General features: G+C 64.1%; 11 protein-coding genes and 2 pseudogenes. 10 read left to right on the forward strand and 3 right to left on the reverse strand.

Annotated features, from left to right (window positions below; genetic code table 11):
• Window positions 1–144: 144 nt before the first annotated feature.
• Both ACSQ9I_RS32375 and ACSQ9I_RS32380 read left to right on the forward strand, forming a co-directional pair.
• A pseudogene (locus tag ACSQ9I_RS32375) lies at window positions 145–1,144 on the forward strand (NADP-dependent oxidoreductase).
• Between the two features lie 131 nt (window positions 1,145–1,275).
• Window positions 1,276–2,100: an SDR family NAD(P)-dependent oxidoreductase gene (locus tag ACSQ9I_RS32380; RefSeq protein WP_436316127.1), complete on the forward strand. Its 825-nt coding sequence runs from the start codon at window positions 1,276–1,278 to the stop codon at window positions 2,098–2,100.
• A gap of 101 nt (window positions 2,101–2,201) precedes the next feature.
• Here the strand turns inward: ACSQ9I_RS32380 and ACSQ9I_RS32385 are convergent.
• A pseudogene (locus ACSQ9I_RS32385) lies at window positions 2,202–2,820 on the reverse strand (tyrosine-type recombinase/integrase).
• 431 nt (window positions 2,821–3,251) lie between these two features.
• Here ACSQ9I_RS32385 and ACSQ9I_RS32390 point away from each other — a divergent pair.
• The 3 genes from ACSQ9I_RS32390 to ACSQ9I_RS32400 all read left to right on the forward strand — a co-directional run bounded on the left by ACSQ9I_RS32390 (window position 3,252) and on the right by ACSQ9I_RS32400 (window position 6,606).
• A complete protein-coding gene (locus ACSQ9I_RS32390; RefSeq protein WP_436296806.1) occupies window positions 3,252–3,881 on the forward strand; it encodes a TetR/AcrR family transcriptional regulator in 630 nt (209 codons plus the stop codon).
• On the forward strand, window positions 3,862–5,559 hold the full coding sequence (locus ACSQ9I_RS32395; RefSeq protein WP_436316128.1) for a PEP-utilizing enzyme: 1,698 nt from the start codon (window positions 3,862–3,864) through the stop codon (window positions 5,557–5,559). The genes ACSQ9I_RS32390 and ACSQ9I_RS32395 overlap by 20 nt, the downstream gene beginning before the upstream one ends.
• Window positions 5,560–5,703: 144 nt before the next feature.
• Window positions 5,704–6,606: a PEP/pyruvate-binding domain-containing protein gene (locus ACSQ9I_RS32400; protein WP_436316129.1), complete on the forward strand. Its 903-nt coding sequence runs from the start codon at window positions 5,704–5,706 to the stop codon at window positions 6,604–6,606.
• 119 nt (window positions 6,607–6,725) lie between these two features.
• Here the strand turns inward: ACSQ9I_RS32400 and ACSQ9I_RS32405 are convergent, their stop codons facing one another.
• Window positions 6,726–6,953: a hypothetical protein gene (locus ACSQ9I_RS32405; protein WP_436316130.1), complete on the reverse strand. Its 228-nt coding sequence runs from the start codon at window positions 6,951–6,953 to the stop codon at window positions 6,726–6,728.
• 301 nt (window positions 6,954–7,254) lie between these two features.
• Entirely contained in the window at window positions 7,255–8,076 is an 822-nt protein-coding gene (locus tag ACSQ9I_RS32410; protein WP_436316131.1) for an IclR family transcriptional regulator, read from the reverse strand.
• Window positions 8,077–8,211: 135 nt separating this feature from the next.
• Here ACSQ9I_RS32410 and ACSQ9I_RS32415 point away from each other — a divergent pair, with 135 nt between their 5' ends.
• The 5 genes from ACSQ9I_RS32415 to ACSQ9I_RS32435 all read left to right on the forward strand — a co-directional run bounded on the left by ACSQ9I_RS32415 (window position 8,212) and on the right by ACSQ9I_RS32435 (window position 14,790).
• Window positions 8,212–9,969 carry an FAD-dependent oxidoreductase gene (locus tag ACSQ9I_RS32415; RefSeq protein WP_436316132.1) on the forward strand — a complete coding sequence of 586 codons (1,758 nt, stop codon included), beginning with the start codon at window positions 8,212–8,214 and terminating at the stop codon, window positions 9,967–9,969.
• A gap of 29 nt (window positions 9,970–9,998) precedes the next feature.
• Complete coding sequence (locus ACSQ9I_RS32420) at window positions 9,999–10,775, forward strand: SDR family NAD(P)-dependent oxidoreductase (RefSeq protein WP_436316133.1); 777 nt, start codon at window positions 9,999–10,001, stop codon at window positions 10,773–10,775.
• Window positions 10,776–10,837: 62 nt separating this feature from the next.
• A complete protein-coding gene (locus ACSQ9I_RS32425) occupies window positions 10,838–12,034 on the forward strand; it encodes an ABC transporter substrate-binding protein (RefSeq protein ID WP_436316135.1) in 1,197 nt (398 codons plus the stop codon).
• 57 nt (window positions 12,035–12,091) lie between these two features.
• Window positions 12,092–13,015, forward strand: a complete 924-nt coding sequence (locus tag ACSQ9I_RS32430) for a branched-chain amino acid ABC transporter permease (protein ID WP_436316137.1) — start codon at window positions 12,092–12,094, stop codon at window positions 13,013–13,015.
• Window positions 13,012–14,790, forward strand: a complete 1,779-nt coding sequence (locus tag ACSQ9I_RS32435; RefSeq protein WP_436316138.1) for a branched-chain amino acid ABC transporter ATP-binding protein/permease — start codon at window positions 13,012–13,014, stop codon at window positions 14,788–14,790. Before ACSQ9I_RS32430 ends, ACSQ9I_RS32435 begins: the two co-directional genes overlap by 4 nt.
• Window positions 14,791–14,805: the final 15 nt, after the last annotated feature.

Genomic DNA, 14,805 nt, shown 5'->3' on the forward strand with positions numbered 1-14,805 from the left:
TGGGATCGGTGCGGGGCGTCGGCGGCGCCGTGTTCAAGGAAAACTGGTAACTACGTCGATTCGAGCGCCGAGGCCCAAGTCAGAACCTGCAGGCGGGGCTGCCCGAAACCCATCTATTCAAAAACTCTGGAGAACAGTCCCCGCATGAAAGCGTTCATCATCGATCGTTATGAAAAGAAGGAAGCCGGCCGCATTGCCGAAATGCCCGAACCCGAGGTGCGGGACGATGACGTCCTGATCCAGATCCACGCGGCGAGCATCAATGCCCTGGACTCGAAGATCAAGAGCGGCGAACTCAAACTGATTCTTCCCTACCGCTTTCCCCTGATCCTGGGCAACGACGTGGCCGGTACGGTCGTGCGGGTCGGCGCTCGCGTTCGCAGCTTCAAACCGGGCGACGAGGTCTATGCGCGCCCCGACGATGATCGCATCGGCACCTTCGCCGAGTTCATTGCCGTCAAGGCGTCGTCGCTGGCACTTAAGCCCACGAATCTCAGCATGGTCGAGGCCGCCTCCGTTCCTCTGGTGGCCCTGACCGCTTGGCAGGTGCTGGTCGAAACCGCCAAGCTGAAAATGGGACAGAAGGTTCTGATCCATGCCGGCTCCGGCGGCGTCGGCACCATCGCCATCCAGCTTGCCAAGCATCTCGGGGCGTTCGTGGCCACGACCACCAGTACGGCCAACATCGCCTGGGTGAAGGCCTTGGGCGCGCGTCGTCATCGATTACAAGCAGCAGGACTTCGCCACGGTGCTTCGTGACTACGACGTAGTGCTGAACAGCCTCGGCAATGACGAGCTGAACAAATCCCTCCAGATTCTCAAGCCGGGCGGGCATCTCATCTCCATCTCGGGGCCGCCCACCCCGGCGTTCGCCATCGCGCGAGGACTGGCCTGGCCGCTCAGGCAAGTGCTGCGCCTGTTGAGTTTCGGCATCAGGAACAAGGCAAAGAAGAATGGGGGCCAATACACCTTCGTCTTCATGCGGGCCGATGGGGCGCAGTTGCGCGAGATCACTGCCCTCATCGAGTCAGGCGCCATCCGCCCGGTCGTCGACAAAGTATTCCCGTTTCAGGACACCCACAAAGCTTTGGCTTACGTCGACAGTGGGCGCGCCAAGGGCAAGGTCGTGGTGCAAGTGGTGTAACTGCCGCATGCCTGCGCTAGCGTCTTCGATCAGGCCCTTGCCCGGCCTGCTCAGGCCATCGCATGGCCGACGCGCAAGCCCCCGGTGGCCTTGGAGTTCTGTACCCGCTCTGCATGACAAGGAGAACGATCTTGAGTTCATACACAACCGCCAGCATTGGCAAGCGCGCACTGGTGACCGGCGCATCCAGCGGCATAGGTGCGGCAATCGCGCGTGAGCTCGCGGCGCTCGGCGTTGATCTCGTGCTGACGGCGCGGCGCCGGGACGCTCTCGATGCGGTCGCCACGAGCTGCAAGGGCGTGAAGGTCGAGATCATCACCGCAGATCTCGGCAAGCCCGATGCCGCGCGCGCGTTGTGGGCCGACGCGATCGCCGGCGGCCCGATCGACATCCTGATCAACAACGCCGGATTCGGCTATTTCCGCCGGTTCGACGAGGTCGACTGGGCGCGCGACGCGGAACTCATTCAACTCAACATGACCTCGCTGGTCGCGCTCGCGCGGTGCTTCGTTGACGCTCGTAAGACAAGCGCCGAACCCGCGCATATGGTGAACATCGCGTCGACCGGCGCGTACCAGTCAGTGCCGAACATGGCGTTGTACGCCGCGTCGAAGGCGTTCGTCCGCAACTTCAGCGAAGGTCTCCATGACGAGCACCGCGGCACGCCGCTGGCGGTGACCTGCGTCTGCCCTGGCGGCACCGAAACCGCGTTCCACGCCACGTCCGGCGGAGGTGACTACTCGTGGATCGCGAACGCGTCGACGAAAAGCGCGGAGTTCGTGGCGCACGCCGCGATCCGCGCGATGCTGCGCGGCAAGCGCACGGTTGTGCCCGGCCTGTTCAATAAGCTGTCGTGCTTTGGCGTGCGTTTCTTGACGCGGCGGTTCGCGTCGCGGGTGGCGACTCAAGTGCTTGGTAAGCCGCGGTTCGTGCTGCCGACGCGAAGAGGGATTTGAGAGAAGCGACGGGGAAATTCTGCCTTGGGGGTGGAAGACCGCTGCTGGCCGCATTCTGCCGGAGAGCAGCCCGGTTCAGTATGTCCGGGCGGCCGACCGCCTCAGGCGTCGGTCTGCTCCGTCAGATCCAGCGCATCCTCAACCTCGATGCCAAGGTAGCGCACCGTGCTCTCGAGCTTGCTGTGTCCGAGCAGAAGTTGCACGGCGCGCAGGTTCTGTGAGCCGGTAAATCAACGATGCCTTCGTCCTGCGCATCGAGTGCGTGCCGTAGGTCGTGCTGTCCAATCCAATTTCCTCGACCCAGCCGTCCACGATTCGGGCGTACTGTCGGGTCCCGATGTGCGGCGACTCATGAACGCGGCTCGGGAACAGAAAATCTCCGGGCTTCAACTGGGCCGTAGCAATCCACGTCTCGACGGCCAGCCGCGTCGGGCCTGTCATCTCGAACTGAACCGGTTGACCGGTCTTCTGCTGCATCACCTTCGCGCGGGCGGCCACGCGCTCCCCGTTTGAAACTTCGCGGACGCGAAGCTGCACGAGGTCGCACGCCCGGAGCTTGCTGTCGATGCCGAGGTTGAAGAGCGCAAGGTCCCGAACACGGTCTTGGAGCTGCAAACGCACCCGGATGGCCCAAATTTCCCTGAGTCTGAAGGGGGTCTTCTGCCCGACGAGCTTACCCTTGTTCCACGGCTCGCGGCGACACGTCGAAGTTGCCTCCATGATGAGCTCCTGTTGGGGAATGGAGACTCAGTCTGCGCCGGCGGCTGGCATGACGGGCGGCATGCTTCCTTCTGCAGGTAGGGGCCCGTTGCGGTCCTTCAGCATCGAGAGAAGCGGACCTTCGTTAAAGTTGCTGAACGGCCAGAAGCATCGGTGATCGGGCGGACCTGGCGATCGAGGTGCTTGGCATGGACGCCCCACGCCAGTGCTACGGGCTCGCACTCCCGCACCGCCGCCGCGATGTGTGCGTCGTGTCGCGGCTAACGGGCTGGCACGCGCGCGGCGCAGGTCCGCGGGATCAGTCGCGACGCAGCGTAGAGATTCACGATTTCCAATCGGCTTCGCCACGCCATCATGAGGGCGTGGCATTTGGCGACATGTCAGCGTGCCTTCTTGACACGACACCGTGACATGATTATCCTCCTCGTGTTATGAGCACGACCACGTACGAGAGCCCGCTCCGCGCAGAACAGATGGAGCAGACGCGCCTTCGGATACTGGAGGCGACGGCAGATGTGCTGGCGGACGAGGAGGTCAACGAGGTCACGGTTCCGCTTGTCGCCATGCGCGCCCGCGTGTCGGTCCGTACCGTCTACCGGCACTTCCCGACCAAGGAGGCTCTCTTCGACGAGTTCGGTGAGTGGGCGGAGGAGCACCTCCGGGTCGTCCTCCTTTCCTACCCGGACACGCTCGAGGGCGTCCGCGAGATGGCGCCTGCGCTCTATCGCATGTACGACGAGCGAGCGCCGCTGATCCGCGCCCTCCTATCGAAGCGCGGACAGGAGATCCGGGCCCGCACGCGGCGCCGGCGACTGGCGACGTTCGAGAAGGCGATGCGGGAGGTCACCGGCGGGCTCGGGCCGGCCGAGCGCCGACGCGCCCTTGCGGTGATCTACCTGCTCGTGAGCGCGCCCGCTTGGCAGGCGATGCGCGACCAGTGGGACCTCGAGGGCCAGGAGGCCGGCAAGGCCGCCGCCTGGGCCGTACGCGTGCTGACGGACGAACTTCGCCGCAATCCGGCAAGCATGAAGGAGGTTGGTAATGATGACACTCGTCGCTGAGCAGACCTTCGCCCCACCCGGTCCGGGATCGTGGTTCCTTGACCCGACTCACTGGACGCGGCCGGTGACCCGCTTCCAAGTGGAGATCTTTCCCGACGCGTTCCAGCGCGGCTTCGGCGAGAGCCTCCGCCGCTACGGATCGTTGCTCGAGTACCTGGAGGCGGGCTTCGTCAACGGGTTCCCGTACTACTGCGCACGTCCCGTCGGCGCGCCGAGGGAGGCGGTCGGTCACCCTCCGAAAGAGGTGTGGGACGAGCTCGCGCGCAGTCACCCAATGATTCGGCGCCGGCTCGAGACGAGCGCGACCGTGTTCGAGCGCAAGCTCTGGCGTGAGGACCTCGAGCGCTGGGACCGGGAGGTGAAGCCCGCGGCGATCCGAGCTCACCTCGCGCTGCTCGCGGTTGACCCGGCGGCGCTCGACACGCCTGCGCTCCTCGCATACATCGATCGCTGCCGCGAGAACCAGATCCATGGCGCGTACATCCATCACCGCTTCAACGTGCCGGCGCTCCTGTCTGTGGGCGACTTCCTCGTGCACGCGCAAGAGTGGACAGGCCGCTCGCCGGCCCAGTTACTCGGTCTCCTCCAGGGCGCGAACCCCGACCCGCTCGGTGCAGACGAGGAGCTCGAGCGACTGGTCGGCGCGCTCCGACTGGATACGACGGCGACGGCCTTGCTCACGTCGGCCGGAGAGCCGGGCGAGGTGGTCGCCGCGCTTCGCTCGCTGTCCGGCGACACGGGCCGGCTCGCTTCGGCATACGTCGATCGTGTCGCCTACCGGCCGGTAAACGGCGAGGACGTGGGCGACCCGTCGGTGCACGAGCTTCCCGAGCTGATCGTCGGAGCGATCCGCACAGCATTCGATCGCCTCGAGACTCCACCGGCGAACGACCTGGACCGGAAGACCTCTGAGTTGCGCGACGCAGTGCCCGCTCGGCATCGCGATGCCTTCGACGCGCTGCTCGAGGAGGCTCGGGCGACCTACCGGCTACGCGACGAGCGGGGCATCTACGCCGACCTCTGGGCGATCGGGATTATGCGGCGCGCGATCCTGGCGGCCGGCCGCCGGCTTACGGCGGCGGGGCGGCTCGCCGATCCGGGCCATCTCGTCGAGGCTGGCTACGCGGAGCTTCGAAGCCTCGTCGAGTCCGGCGACGGCCCATCGGGCGAGGAACTGGCCGAGCGTGCGCGCTACCGGCTCAAGGCGCGCTACGCGGATGCGCCGGCGTTTCTCGGCGGCGAGCCGGGCGATCCGCTGCCGCCCGAGTGGCTGCCGCCCTCGGCGGCAAGGCTGGAGCGCGCGATCGGTGCAGCCGTGCAGGCGATCTTCGCCGCGCCGAAGCCACGCACCGAGGAGCGAAAGGTTCACGGTCTCGGCGCCAGCCCGGGCGTGTACGAGGGCACCGCACGGGTGATTCGCGGCACCGAGGAGTTTGGTCGCATCGAGCGGGGCGACATCCTCGTCACGAACTCCACGACGACGGCATTCAACATCGTGCTGCCGCTCCTCGGCGCGATCGTGACCGACCGGGGCGGGCTGCTCTCGCACGCCGCGATCGTCGCGCGCGAGTACGGGCTGCCAGCAGTCGTCGGGTGCACCGATGCAACCTCCGTGCTCCTGGACGGCGCGAGGATCATCGTCGATGGCACCGCGGGCAAGGCCGAGGTCGTCGCATGACCGAAGCAGCCGCACCGTCTGAACGGGTACGGCCGGATCAGGCGCTGCCCATCACTCCTGCGCGGGCGGCCGTCCTTCAAGCGGCATGCGCGGTGGCCGCCGACTGCGGCTTGACGCGTTCACCCTGATTTCGGGCAGGCGACGATGAAACCGGCAGCGCTTACCGAGGAGCTCGAGGAGAGCCTGTTCGGCGGCAAGGCCGCGCAGCTAGCCGCCGCCACGCGTGCGGGCCTGCCCGTTCCCGCGGGTGTCGCGCTTCCGTACGGGTTCGTGGATGCACTCGCTGCTGACGAACGCGACGCGAGGCAGCGGCTGGCTGCAGTCTTTCGCACGCTCGGCGCCCGGCTCGTGGCGCGCTCGTCCGCAGTGGGTGAGGACTCCGAGCAGGCGAGCTTCGCAGGACAGCATCTGACGCAGCTGAACCTGCGCTCCGAGCCCGAACTCGTTGACGCCGTGTCCGCCATCTGGCGCTCGGCGCGCTCGCCTTCAGCGTTCGCGTACCGCGAGCGCCTTCGGCTGCCCCGCGAGCCGAGAATGGCCGTCGTCGTACAGGAGCTCGTCGACGCGGACTCCGCTGGCGTGCTCTTCAGCCGTAACCCCGTCAACGGGTCGGACGAGATCGTGGTCGAGGCGGCCTGGGGGCTCGGGGAGTCGGTCGTTGCCGGTCTCGTCATCCCAGATCGGTTCTGCTTGAGGCGTGACGGTGCCGTCGTCGCGCGAATCGCGGGACTGAAGGACGTCGCCATACGCACCGACCCGGAAGGCGGCACAAGCCGCACATGCGTTCCCGAGGGGCTCGCCCGCGTGCTCTGCCTCGACGATGCACAGCTCGCCGCGCTTCATGCGCTCGCGCTTCGCTGCGACGAGGTGTTCGGCGGGAGCCACGACCTCGAGTGGGCGTTCGCCGGCGGCCGGCTCTACCTCCTGCAGCGGCGAGCGCTCACAGCGATCCCAAGTCCAGCTGCAGGCGACCCACACGGACGAGCACCTGCGCCTGCCGAACTAGCAGACCCGCAGCAACCGGCACGCCCCGCAGGCGCCTCGTGATCAGGCCGAGCACAGCTACGCGAAGGACGACCCTTTCCGCCTGTCCAGGGTGCCGGGGCTGGAGCTACGTCATCGGCGGTCTCGTCGGCGAACGGCCAGTGGTGGCCGAACTGAGACCCTTACGGCGAATCCCTGTCAAGGTAGCAGCTCAGAATCTGCGCTTTGCGATACGTGTCCGTCCCGTCGACGGCTTGTTGAGGCTCGTCGAACTCCACCCAGTAGAAGTACTCCGGTCCCTTCACCGTATCGACAGGCTCAGGCTCGCTCACGACTACTCCACGAAAGGTGCATTTCCATCCGCCAAGCGGCGAAACCGATACGCGGTCGAACAGGGAAAAACTTTTCATGGGCAGCCGATTCTGCCGCATGAGCGCTTCAGTTCGGCCCCTCAATCCGTGCGATGGAAGGCGCGGCGCTGGAGCTGGAGCTGGAGCTGAGTGTCAGCTTTCGGCCTGCATCGGGACCGGAAACGACCGGCCGCTGTTGGCCGGTCCGAGTCGTAGGCCGTCGCGTTGTGAAGGACGGCTTTCGCCGCACAGCTGCCGTACGGAAAGGCTGACTTCGGCTCAGAGGCGGATTGCAGCGACGCCCTTCGACTCGAACTCAAGGTATGGAGCGGTGTGGCGCGGCGCAACGCTGCCCGAGAGTTCAACCGGAGCGCAGCGTTTGATGACCGAGGCGCTTGGAAACCTCAACGCCACAAGCTTTCGCTGCTATCGCCTGACTACCGGCCCAGTCGGTATCGAAGGATCGTGAGCGCCCCATGAGCGTGACTCCGAGCACGATGTTTCCCGAATAGTCGAAAACAGGCGCCGCGAACGAGGAGACCCCTGGAGTGGGGTTGTTGACTGAGCGAGACACGCCGTGTTTTCGTACCTCGTTCAACATGCCTTGGAAATCGACGCGCTCGGTAGGCTTGGCGATGTCCGGTCCTAATCGCCGCTCGTCCTCGAGCAGAGATTCCTCAATCAGCTTGGCCGGCAGGTAGGCGGCGAATAAGCGGCCCGTCGCTGTGCCCGCCAACGACATGACGGTTCCCGTTCGGATATTGGTGTGTAGCGGATAGATCGCATCAAAGAGATACACGATCGTCGGCCCCTGGTTGCCCCACACGGAAAGGGCAACGCTGTGTCCAGTTTCCCTGGCCAATTGCTCCGCGAAGGGCGTGGCCTCGCGAACCGGATTGAGCATCCGGAGAGTCACGAGGCCAAGCTGCATTGCGGTCGGTCCCAGCCAGTAGTAGCCCGTCGAAGCCTCCTGGGTGACCAACCCCAGCTTGGAGAAGCTCACCAGGTACGGGTGGGCCTTCCCGGGCGCCATGTCAGCTGCCTTGGCGAGCTCCCTCAAGGGCATAGGTCGTCCCTGGGCGCCCAGCGCCAGTAGCAATTGGCCGCCCGCTTCGATGGACTGGATGCCCCTGCGTTCCTTCTCCGAGTTCGATTCGCTGCTGTCACTTTCAAGTGCGCCCATGGCTGTCTCCTAACGTTTTGATTCTAACAACTTCATTAGCTCAGGGTAAACCATTAGTATAGGAAAGATGCGTTAGCATGATACTAACGCCATCGGGTCGACAGATGCGGCCCCTACCTCTAGGAGTGATGGTCAATGAGCAAGCAGGAATCCGAGTACGACGTTCTGGTGGTCGGCACTGGCGCGTCTGGCATGTCGGCGGCGGTCACCGCGGCTTATCAGGGCCTCAAGGTGCTCGTCGTCGACAAGGCGCCGGTCTATGGCGGCACTACAGCCCGCTCAGGTGGATGGCTCTGGATCCCTGGCACCAAGCTCGCGAAAGAGCAGGGCATCAACGAACCGCCGGGAGCGGCCCGCGCCTATCTGCAGCACGAGGCGACCACGCATTTCGACGCCGCGCGCGTCGACGCCTTCATCGAGAACGGACCGAAAGCCTTCGACTTCTTTACCGAGAACACCTGCGTGCAGTTCGACATGCCGCCGGTGTTTCCCGACTACCACGCAGAAGCGCCTGGCGGCCAACCGGGCGGTCGCTCCATGGTGACCCGTCCCTTCGACGGGCGAGAACTCGGCAGCCGCATCGCCCAGCTGGCGCCGCCCGTGCCCGAGCTGACCGTGTTCGGCATGATGCTCGGCTCGGGCAAGGAACTGTGGCACTTCCTGCGTGCCTTTAAATCTTTCGAGTCCTTCTGGTACGTCGCCAAGCGCTTCGGCGGTCACCTGCTCGATGTGGTGAGGTATGGCCGCGGGATGACCCTGACGAACGGAAACGCCTTGGCTGGCCGTCTCGCCAAGGCCGCGATGGACCTCAACGTTCCCGTGTGGCTGAACTCGCCGGTGAAGTCGCTCATCGTGGAAGGCGATGCCGTTGTCGGTGCGACCATCGTGCAAGACGGCAAGCCGCTCGAGATCCGAGTGCGCCGTGGGGTGGTCCTGGCATGCGGTGGCTTCCCCTATGACGTGGAGCGCCGCAAGCAGTTGTTCCCGCATGCGCCGACCGGCCACGAACACTTCACCCCCTCTCCGGCACTGAACACCGGCGATGGTCTGCGGCTCGGCGAATCCGTCGGTGGCTGGGTCGACCCCACCATTCCGAACGCCGCCGCCTGGTGCCCGACCTCGGTGACGAAGCGCAAAGATGGCTCCGAGGGCGTCATGCCTCACTTCATCGATCGGGCGAAGCCAGGTGTGATCGCCGTCACGCCACGGGGTCGCCGCTTCACCAACGAAGCGCTCTCGTACCACGACTTCGTTCAGGACCTCGTGAAGGCGTGCGAGGGCAACTCCGAAGTGACCTGCTGGCTGATCTGCGACCACAAGCACCTGCGCGAATACGGGATGGGTTGCGTTGCGCCGTTCCCCCTGCCGATCGGCAGGCACTTGCAAACTGGCTACCTCAAGCGCGGCAACAGCCTGCAAGAACTGGCCCAGGTGATCGGCGTGCCTTCCGGCGTGCTGCAAGAGGAGGTTGAATCTTTCAACCGCGATGCCGCCAAGGGCATCGACACAAAATTCGCCAAGGGCAGCACGGCCTACAACCGTTTCCAGGGCGACTCCTTGGTGACTCCGAACCCGTGCATGGCGCCCATCCGCCAGGGCCCTTACTACGCGATCAAGATCGTTGTCGGCGAGATCGGCACATTCGCCGGACTGCTGACCGATGACTCGTGCCAGGTCCTAACGCAGGACCGGCAACCGATCAAGGGCCTCTACGCCGTCGGCAACGACGCTGCCAGCATCATGGGTGGCAACTACCCCGGAGCGGGCATCACCCTCGGCCCGGCGCTGACCTTCGGCTACGTCGTGGGTCAAACGCTCGCAAACCAAACAACGCGACCTGCGGCTGATGTCGTCCAGTTGGCCGCTCCGCGCCAGCGTGTCCACGCCGCCTGATCTCAAGACAAACCTATCCGGAAAGACAAATGGAAATCTCCGAACTCATGGCGCCGCAGGTGTTGGGCGGGCGCATCGCGCTTGTGACCGGCGCAGGGCAGGGCAATGGCAAAGCCATCGCCAAGGGCCTTGCGAAAGCGGGAGCCCAGGTCGTCGTGACCGACCTGAACGATGAAAACGCCAAGGCAGTTGCTGCCGAAATCAGTGCCGCGGGCGGGAAGGCAGTCGCGTACAAGTTGGACGTGACTTCGAGAGATGCTTGCCAGGCACTCGCACTCACCGTGGCAAGCGAAGTCGGAAACATTGACATCCTGGTGAACAACGCCGGCATCATCATTCGCGAGGGTTTGGACAGCCCGAAGGTCGCGTCGAACCTCGAGCGCACGCTGACGGTGAACGTGATGGGTACCTTCCTTCCAACGCATGCGTGGTTGGATGCGCTGAGGGAAACCAAGGGCGTGATCATCAATGTCGGGTCCATCGCCTCGAGCACCGGAATTCCCAATGTAGTGGGTTACTCCCCGTCCAAGGGCGCGGTCAAGCTCATGACGCAAGCGCTCGCCGTCGAGTTGGCGAAGGACGGTATCCGTGTCAACGCAATTGCGCCTGGCGTCATCGAGACACCCATGACGTCGTACACGCGGGAGGCGCCGGAGCGCCTCGACAAGTTCATGTTGCGCACGCCGATGGCGCGCGTCGGGCAGCCCGAGGAACTGGTCGGCCCCGTTGTATTCCTCGCATCGAGCATGGCCACCTATGTGACGGGCGTGACTCTTCCCGTTGACGGCGGCTTCCTCGCTTCCTGATTTTTCACTTCATTTTTGATCGCAACCCTGAACTCACCGAGTTCGAATAACCGGAGACAGCTATGAGCATTCCCAAGTTCCTGAAGCGAGCCGCTCTTGCCGCGAGCCTTGTTGCTGCCACAGCCGCAAGCGCTCAAGACGTCAAGTTGGGCTACAACGGAGATCTGTCAGCCTCTCCCTCCGCGCAAAGCGGCCAGGCGGCAGTGCTCGGCATGGAGGCGGCGATTGCCGACATCAATGCGGCTGGCGGCGTCCTCGGCAAGAAGCTGGCGCTCGTCACTCGCGATGACACTTCGGCACCGCCGAAGTCGATCCAGAACATGAGCGAGCTGGTCGACAACGAAAAGGTTGCCGCCGTGTTCGGCCCGACCAATTCAGGCAATGCGATGGCCTGGAAGCACATCGCCAACCAGAAGAAGATTCCGGTCATCGGCAACGTGGGTTCGGGCACCGACATCACCAAGCCAATGAGCCCCGGCGCAGACAACTACATGTTCCGCGTCTCGATGGTTGATCGTGAACAGGTCGCTGCCCTGATGGCGTACGTCAAGAAGAACACCGCGCAGTCGAAGGTCGTTGGCCTGATGGCCGAGACCACCGGCTACGGCCAAGGCGGGCTGAAGGACATGGAGGAGCTTGCAAAGCTTCAGAACATCAAGATCGCAGCGACCGAGCGTTTTGGTGTTGGCGATACGGATATGACCTCTCAGCTGAGCAAGATGAAGTCTGCCGGTGTCGATACGGTGGTGGTCTGGGCACAGGGAACTCCCATCGCACAGCTGGTGCGAAGCATGGAAAAGATCAACTACTTCCCGCTGGTGCTGACATCGTGGGCAGCAGACAACATCACGTTCTACGATGCAGCAGGCAAGACGCTGGCGGAGAAGCCGATCTTCATGCGCACGGTCAGTGAGACGCGCTCGCCTGCGCAGCAGAAGCTGTTCGACCGCGTCGGCCCCAAGCTCAAGGCGCCGGGCTCCTTCTCCTTCGCGCTGCACGGCTACGACTCGGTCCTGCTGTATGCCGCCGCGGCCAAGCAAGCCAACAGCTTTGATGGGTCGGCCATTCGCCTCGCGCTGGAGGACCTGAAGACTCCGGTGCAGGGTGTTCTGAAGACCTATGACAAGCCGTTCAGCAAGACCAATCACGAAGCCCTGACCGCCAAGGACCTGGTCTGGATTCGCTGGAAGGACGGCAAGCTGCTGCCCTACACCGACCCGATTGTCGGCTCGCTGGCAACCGCTGATTTCAAGCAGTAACGCACCACGCGTATCCGAGCCGCATTCCGCGGCTCGGGCAATCATCTCGGAGGCACTATGACAGAGGCGCTCTTGCAGGCGATTCTCAGTGGCTTGGCCGTGGGCGGAGCCTACGCACTGGTCGCTCTAGGTTTCAGCATCACATTCACGACCACCAAGACCCTCAACTTCTCTCATGGGGAGTTCGTGTCGGCGGGTGCATTCATCGGCATGAGCGCGCTCTTCCTGGTCCTGGGTCTTCCTGTGACCTCGACCACGTTCGGCCAGGCACTTCCCGGCGCCAGCGCTCAACTCCTGGCCCTTGCGGCGGCGCTCGGTGTCATGGGCCTTCTCGGATGGCTCCTCTACGTGATCGGTGTGCGGCCCTTTGCTGGACGACCAGGCATGGCCTGGGTCATGAGCACCCTGGGCTTCGGAGTCATCCTGCAAAGTATTGGATTGGCCATCTGGGGACCGAAGCCCGTAGTGGTGCCCGGACCGGTGGGCGACACGGTGATCCGACTGCTCGGCATCGGCGTCCGTCCCCAGGAGCTTCTGACGCTAGCGGTCGCCGTGGTCATCATGATCGGCTTCGATTTCGTCATGAACCGGACGATGGTGGGAAAGGCCATGCGCGCGGTGGCGGCAAATGGCAACGTAGCCAGCCTCATGGGCATCAACACCAACGCAGTGATGATTGGCGCCTTCGTGGTCAGTTCGGCACTCGCCGGCCTGTCCGGCTTCCTTCTCGCACCGATCGCGCAAGCCTCGCTCTTTATGGGCCTGACGGTCGGCCTCAAAGGCTTCTCCGGCGCCATGATCGGAGGCCTGAGCAATCCGCGAGGCTGCGTCATTGGCGGATTCGTTCTAGGTGTCTTCGAGTCACTGGTGAACCTGTGGCAGGCGCAGTGGCGCGAGGTCGCTGTCTTCGGTCTCGTGATCCTGGTCCTCGCGTTCCGTCCCACCGGACTGTTCGGCAAGAAGCTGGTGGAAAAGGTATGAAGCGCAGTCAACATCTCTTGGGCGTCGTCCTCGTCGCCGCCGCGCTCGTCGGCATCACCTCCCTCTTCGGGAACGACTACTACCTGCGCATCGTCTTCATGATGTGCGTCTACTACCTTTGCGCCGCCGGCATGAACGTGTTGGTCGGTTATGCAGGGCAGAAATCGCTCGGCCAGGCAGGTCTCTTCGCCGCAGGAGCCTACGCGGTTGCACTGCTGACGACCCGTACCGAGATCAACCCATGGCTTGCGCTTGTGATTGCAGCCAGTATCTCTGCGGTTTGTGGCGTCCTGATCGCTCTGCCATCACTGCGAGTCAAGGGGCCGTACCTTGCCATGGTGACGCTGGCGTTCGGCATCGTCGTGGAAAAGCTCGTGGGCGAGTGGACCGACGTGTTCGGGGGCGCGCAAGGGATCTACGGCATCAAGGCCTTGACCTGGGACGGGCAACCATTGACGTCGCTGCAATGGGTCTGGCTTGGCATTGGCCTGTGCGCTTTCACTCACCTCTTGTTGCGCAATCTTCTGCAGGGTCGGTTCGGTCGCGCGCTGCTGTCGCTGCAGGCAGACGAGATTGCCTCGTCCTCGGTGGGCGTTCGCGTCTATCGCGCCAAGGTCATCGCGTTCGTCGTTGCGGCTGTCACCTGCGGTATCGCCGGCGCACTGGTCGCCCAACAGAACCAGTACATCAACTCCGACTTCATCACCTTCCACCTGTCGATCTTCATCCTCCTGCTGGTCCTGTTCGGCGGCGCGGGCTCCCAGTACGGGCCGCTGGTCGGCACGGTGATCCTCACGGCGGTCGATGCGGCATTGGCGCGCTGGCCTTCGGCGCAGCACTTCCTGTATGGCTTCCTGTTGCTGTTTGCGCTCTATGTCATGCCTGGCGGCGTGACGGGATTGTTCGCGAAGTGGTTCAGGCGGTCGACCGCGGCGCCCGAGGTATCGAATACGGCCGCCGTCCCCACCCGCATCGGTCCCGAAGGCAAGGGTGAGTTGCTGGTGGTTCAGGGGGTCACCAAGAACTTCGGCGGCGTGAAGCCGGCCCAGAACGTCTCGTTTCGGCTGCAGCGCGGGCACATCCATGCGCTGATCGGACCGAACGGTGCCGGCAAGAGCACGATGATCAACATGCTCACCGGCCTGATCGATCCGACCGAAGGTTCGATCCAGTTCCTTGGCCAGGAAGTCTCCGGTCGACCGGTGCACTCGATCTGCTGCATGGGCATGGGGCGCACGTTCCAGAACCTGCGCCTCTTCGCTGAACTTTCGGTACTCGACAATGTCATGCTGGGTCGTCACAGCCGTATGACGAACGGCTTCTTCGCATCGCTGCTTCACCTGCCCAGTGCAAGGAAGCAAGAGGCCGCAACGCGAGCCCGCGCCCTGCAGTTGCTGGATCTGGTGGGGCTGCTGCATCTGGCGCACCACGCGGCAGGCAGCCTGCCGTACGGCCTGCAACGCCGCGTCGAGCTCGCACGGGCGTTGGCGACGGAGCCGCAACTCCTCCTGCTTGATGAACCTGCTGCAGGTCTCAACCCGCAAGAGACGGCCGAGCTGGGCCAGCTCTTGCTCCGTATCGGCAAGTGCGGCGTGAGCATCTTGATGGTCGAGCATCACATGGATCTCGTCATGTCGATCTCGGACCACGTCATCGTGCTCGACTACGGCATCAAGATCGCCGAGGGCAAGCCCGCCGAGGTGCAGGCCAACCCCCGTGTTGTCGAAGCCTATCTTGGCGTCGACGAGCCCGAAGAAGCGCTCGCCGCAGCCTGAACCGGAAAGTCAAAC

The organism is Variovorax sp. LjRoot84, from assembly GCF_964254305.1.
Lineage (GTDB): Bacteria > Pseudomonadota > Gammaproteobacteria > Burkholderiales > Burkholderiaceae_C > Variovorax.

Excerpts from the sequence above, each read along its gene's own strand:
- ACSQ9I_RS32425 (WP_436316135.1), top strand. The coding sequence starts at position 10,838 with ATGAGCATTCCCAAGTTCCTGAAGCGAGCCGCTCTTGCCGCGAGCCTT.
- ACSQ9I_RS32410 (WP_436316131.1), bottom strand. The coding sequence starts at position 8,076 with ATGGGCGCACTTGAAAGTGACAGCAGCGAATCGAACTCGGAGAAGGAA.
- ACSQ9I_RS32420 (WP_436316133.1), top strand. The coding sequence starts at position 9,999 with ATGGAAATCTCCGAACTCATGGCGCCGCAGGTGTTGGGCGGGCGCATC.
- ACSQ9I_RS32435 (WP_436316138.1), top strand. The coding sequence starts at position 13,012 with ATGAAGCGCAGTCAACATCTCTTGGGCGTCGTCCTCGTCGCCGCCGCG.
- ACSQ9I_RS32390 (WP_436296806.1), top strand. The coding sequence starts at position 3,252 with ATGAGCACGACCACGTACGAGAGCCCGCTCCGCGCAGAACAGATGGAG.
- ACSQ9I_RS32400 (WP_436316129.1), top strand. The coding sequence starts at position 5,704 with ATGAAACCGGCAGCGCTTACCGAGGAGCTCGAGGAGAGCCTGTTCGGC.
- ACSQ9I_RS32415 (WP_436316132.1), top strand. The coding sequence starts at position 8,212 with ATGAGCAAGCAGGAATCCGAGTACGACGTTCTGGTGGTCGGCACTGGC.
- ACSQ9I_RS32395 (WP_436316128.1), top strand. The coding sequence starts at position 3,862 with ATGATGACACTCGTCGCTGAGCAGACCTTCGCCCCACCCGGTCCGGGA.
- ACSQ9I_RS32430 (WP_436316137.1), top strand. The coding sequence starts at position 12,092 with ATGACAGAGGCGCTCTTGCAGGCGATTCTCAGTGGCTTGGCCGTGGGC.
- ACSQ9I_RS32405 (WP_436316130.1), bottom strand. The coding sequence starts at position 6,953 with ATGAAAAGTTTTTCCCTGTTCGACCGCGTATCGGTTTCGCCGCTTGGC.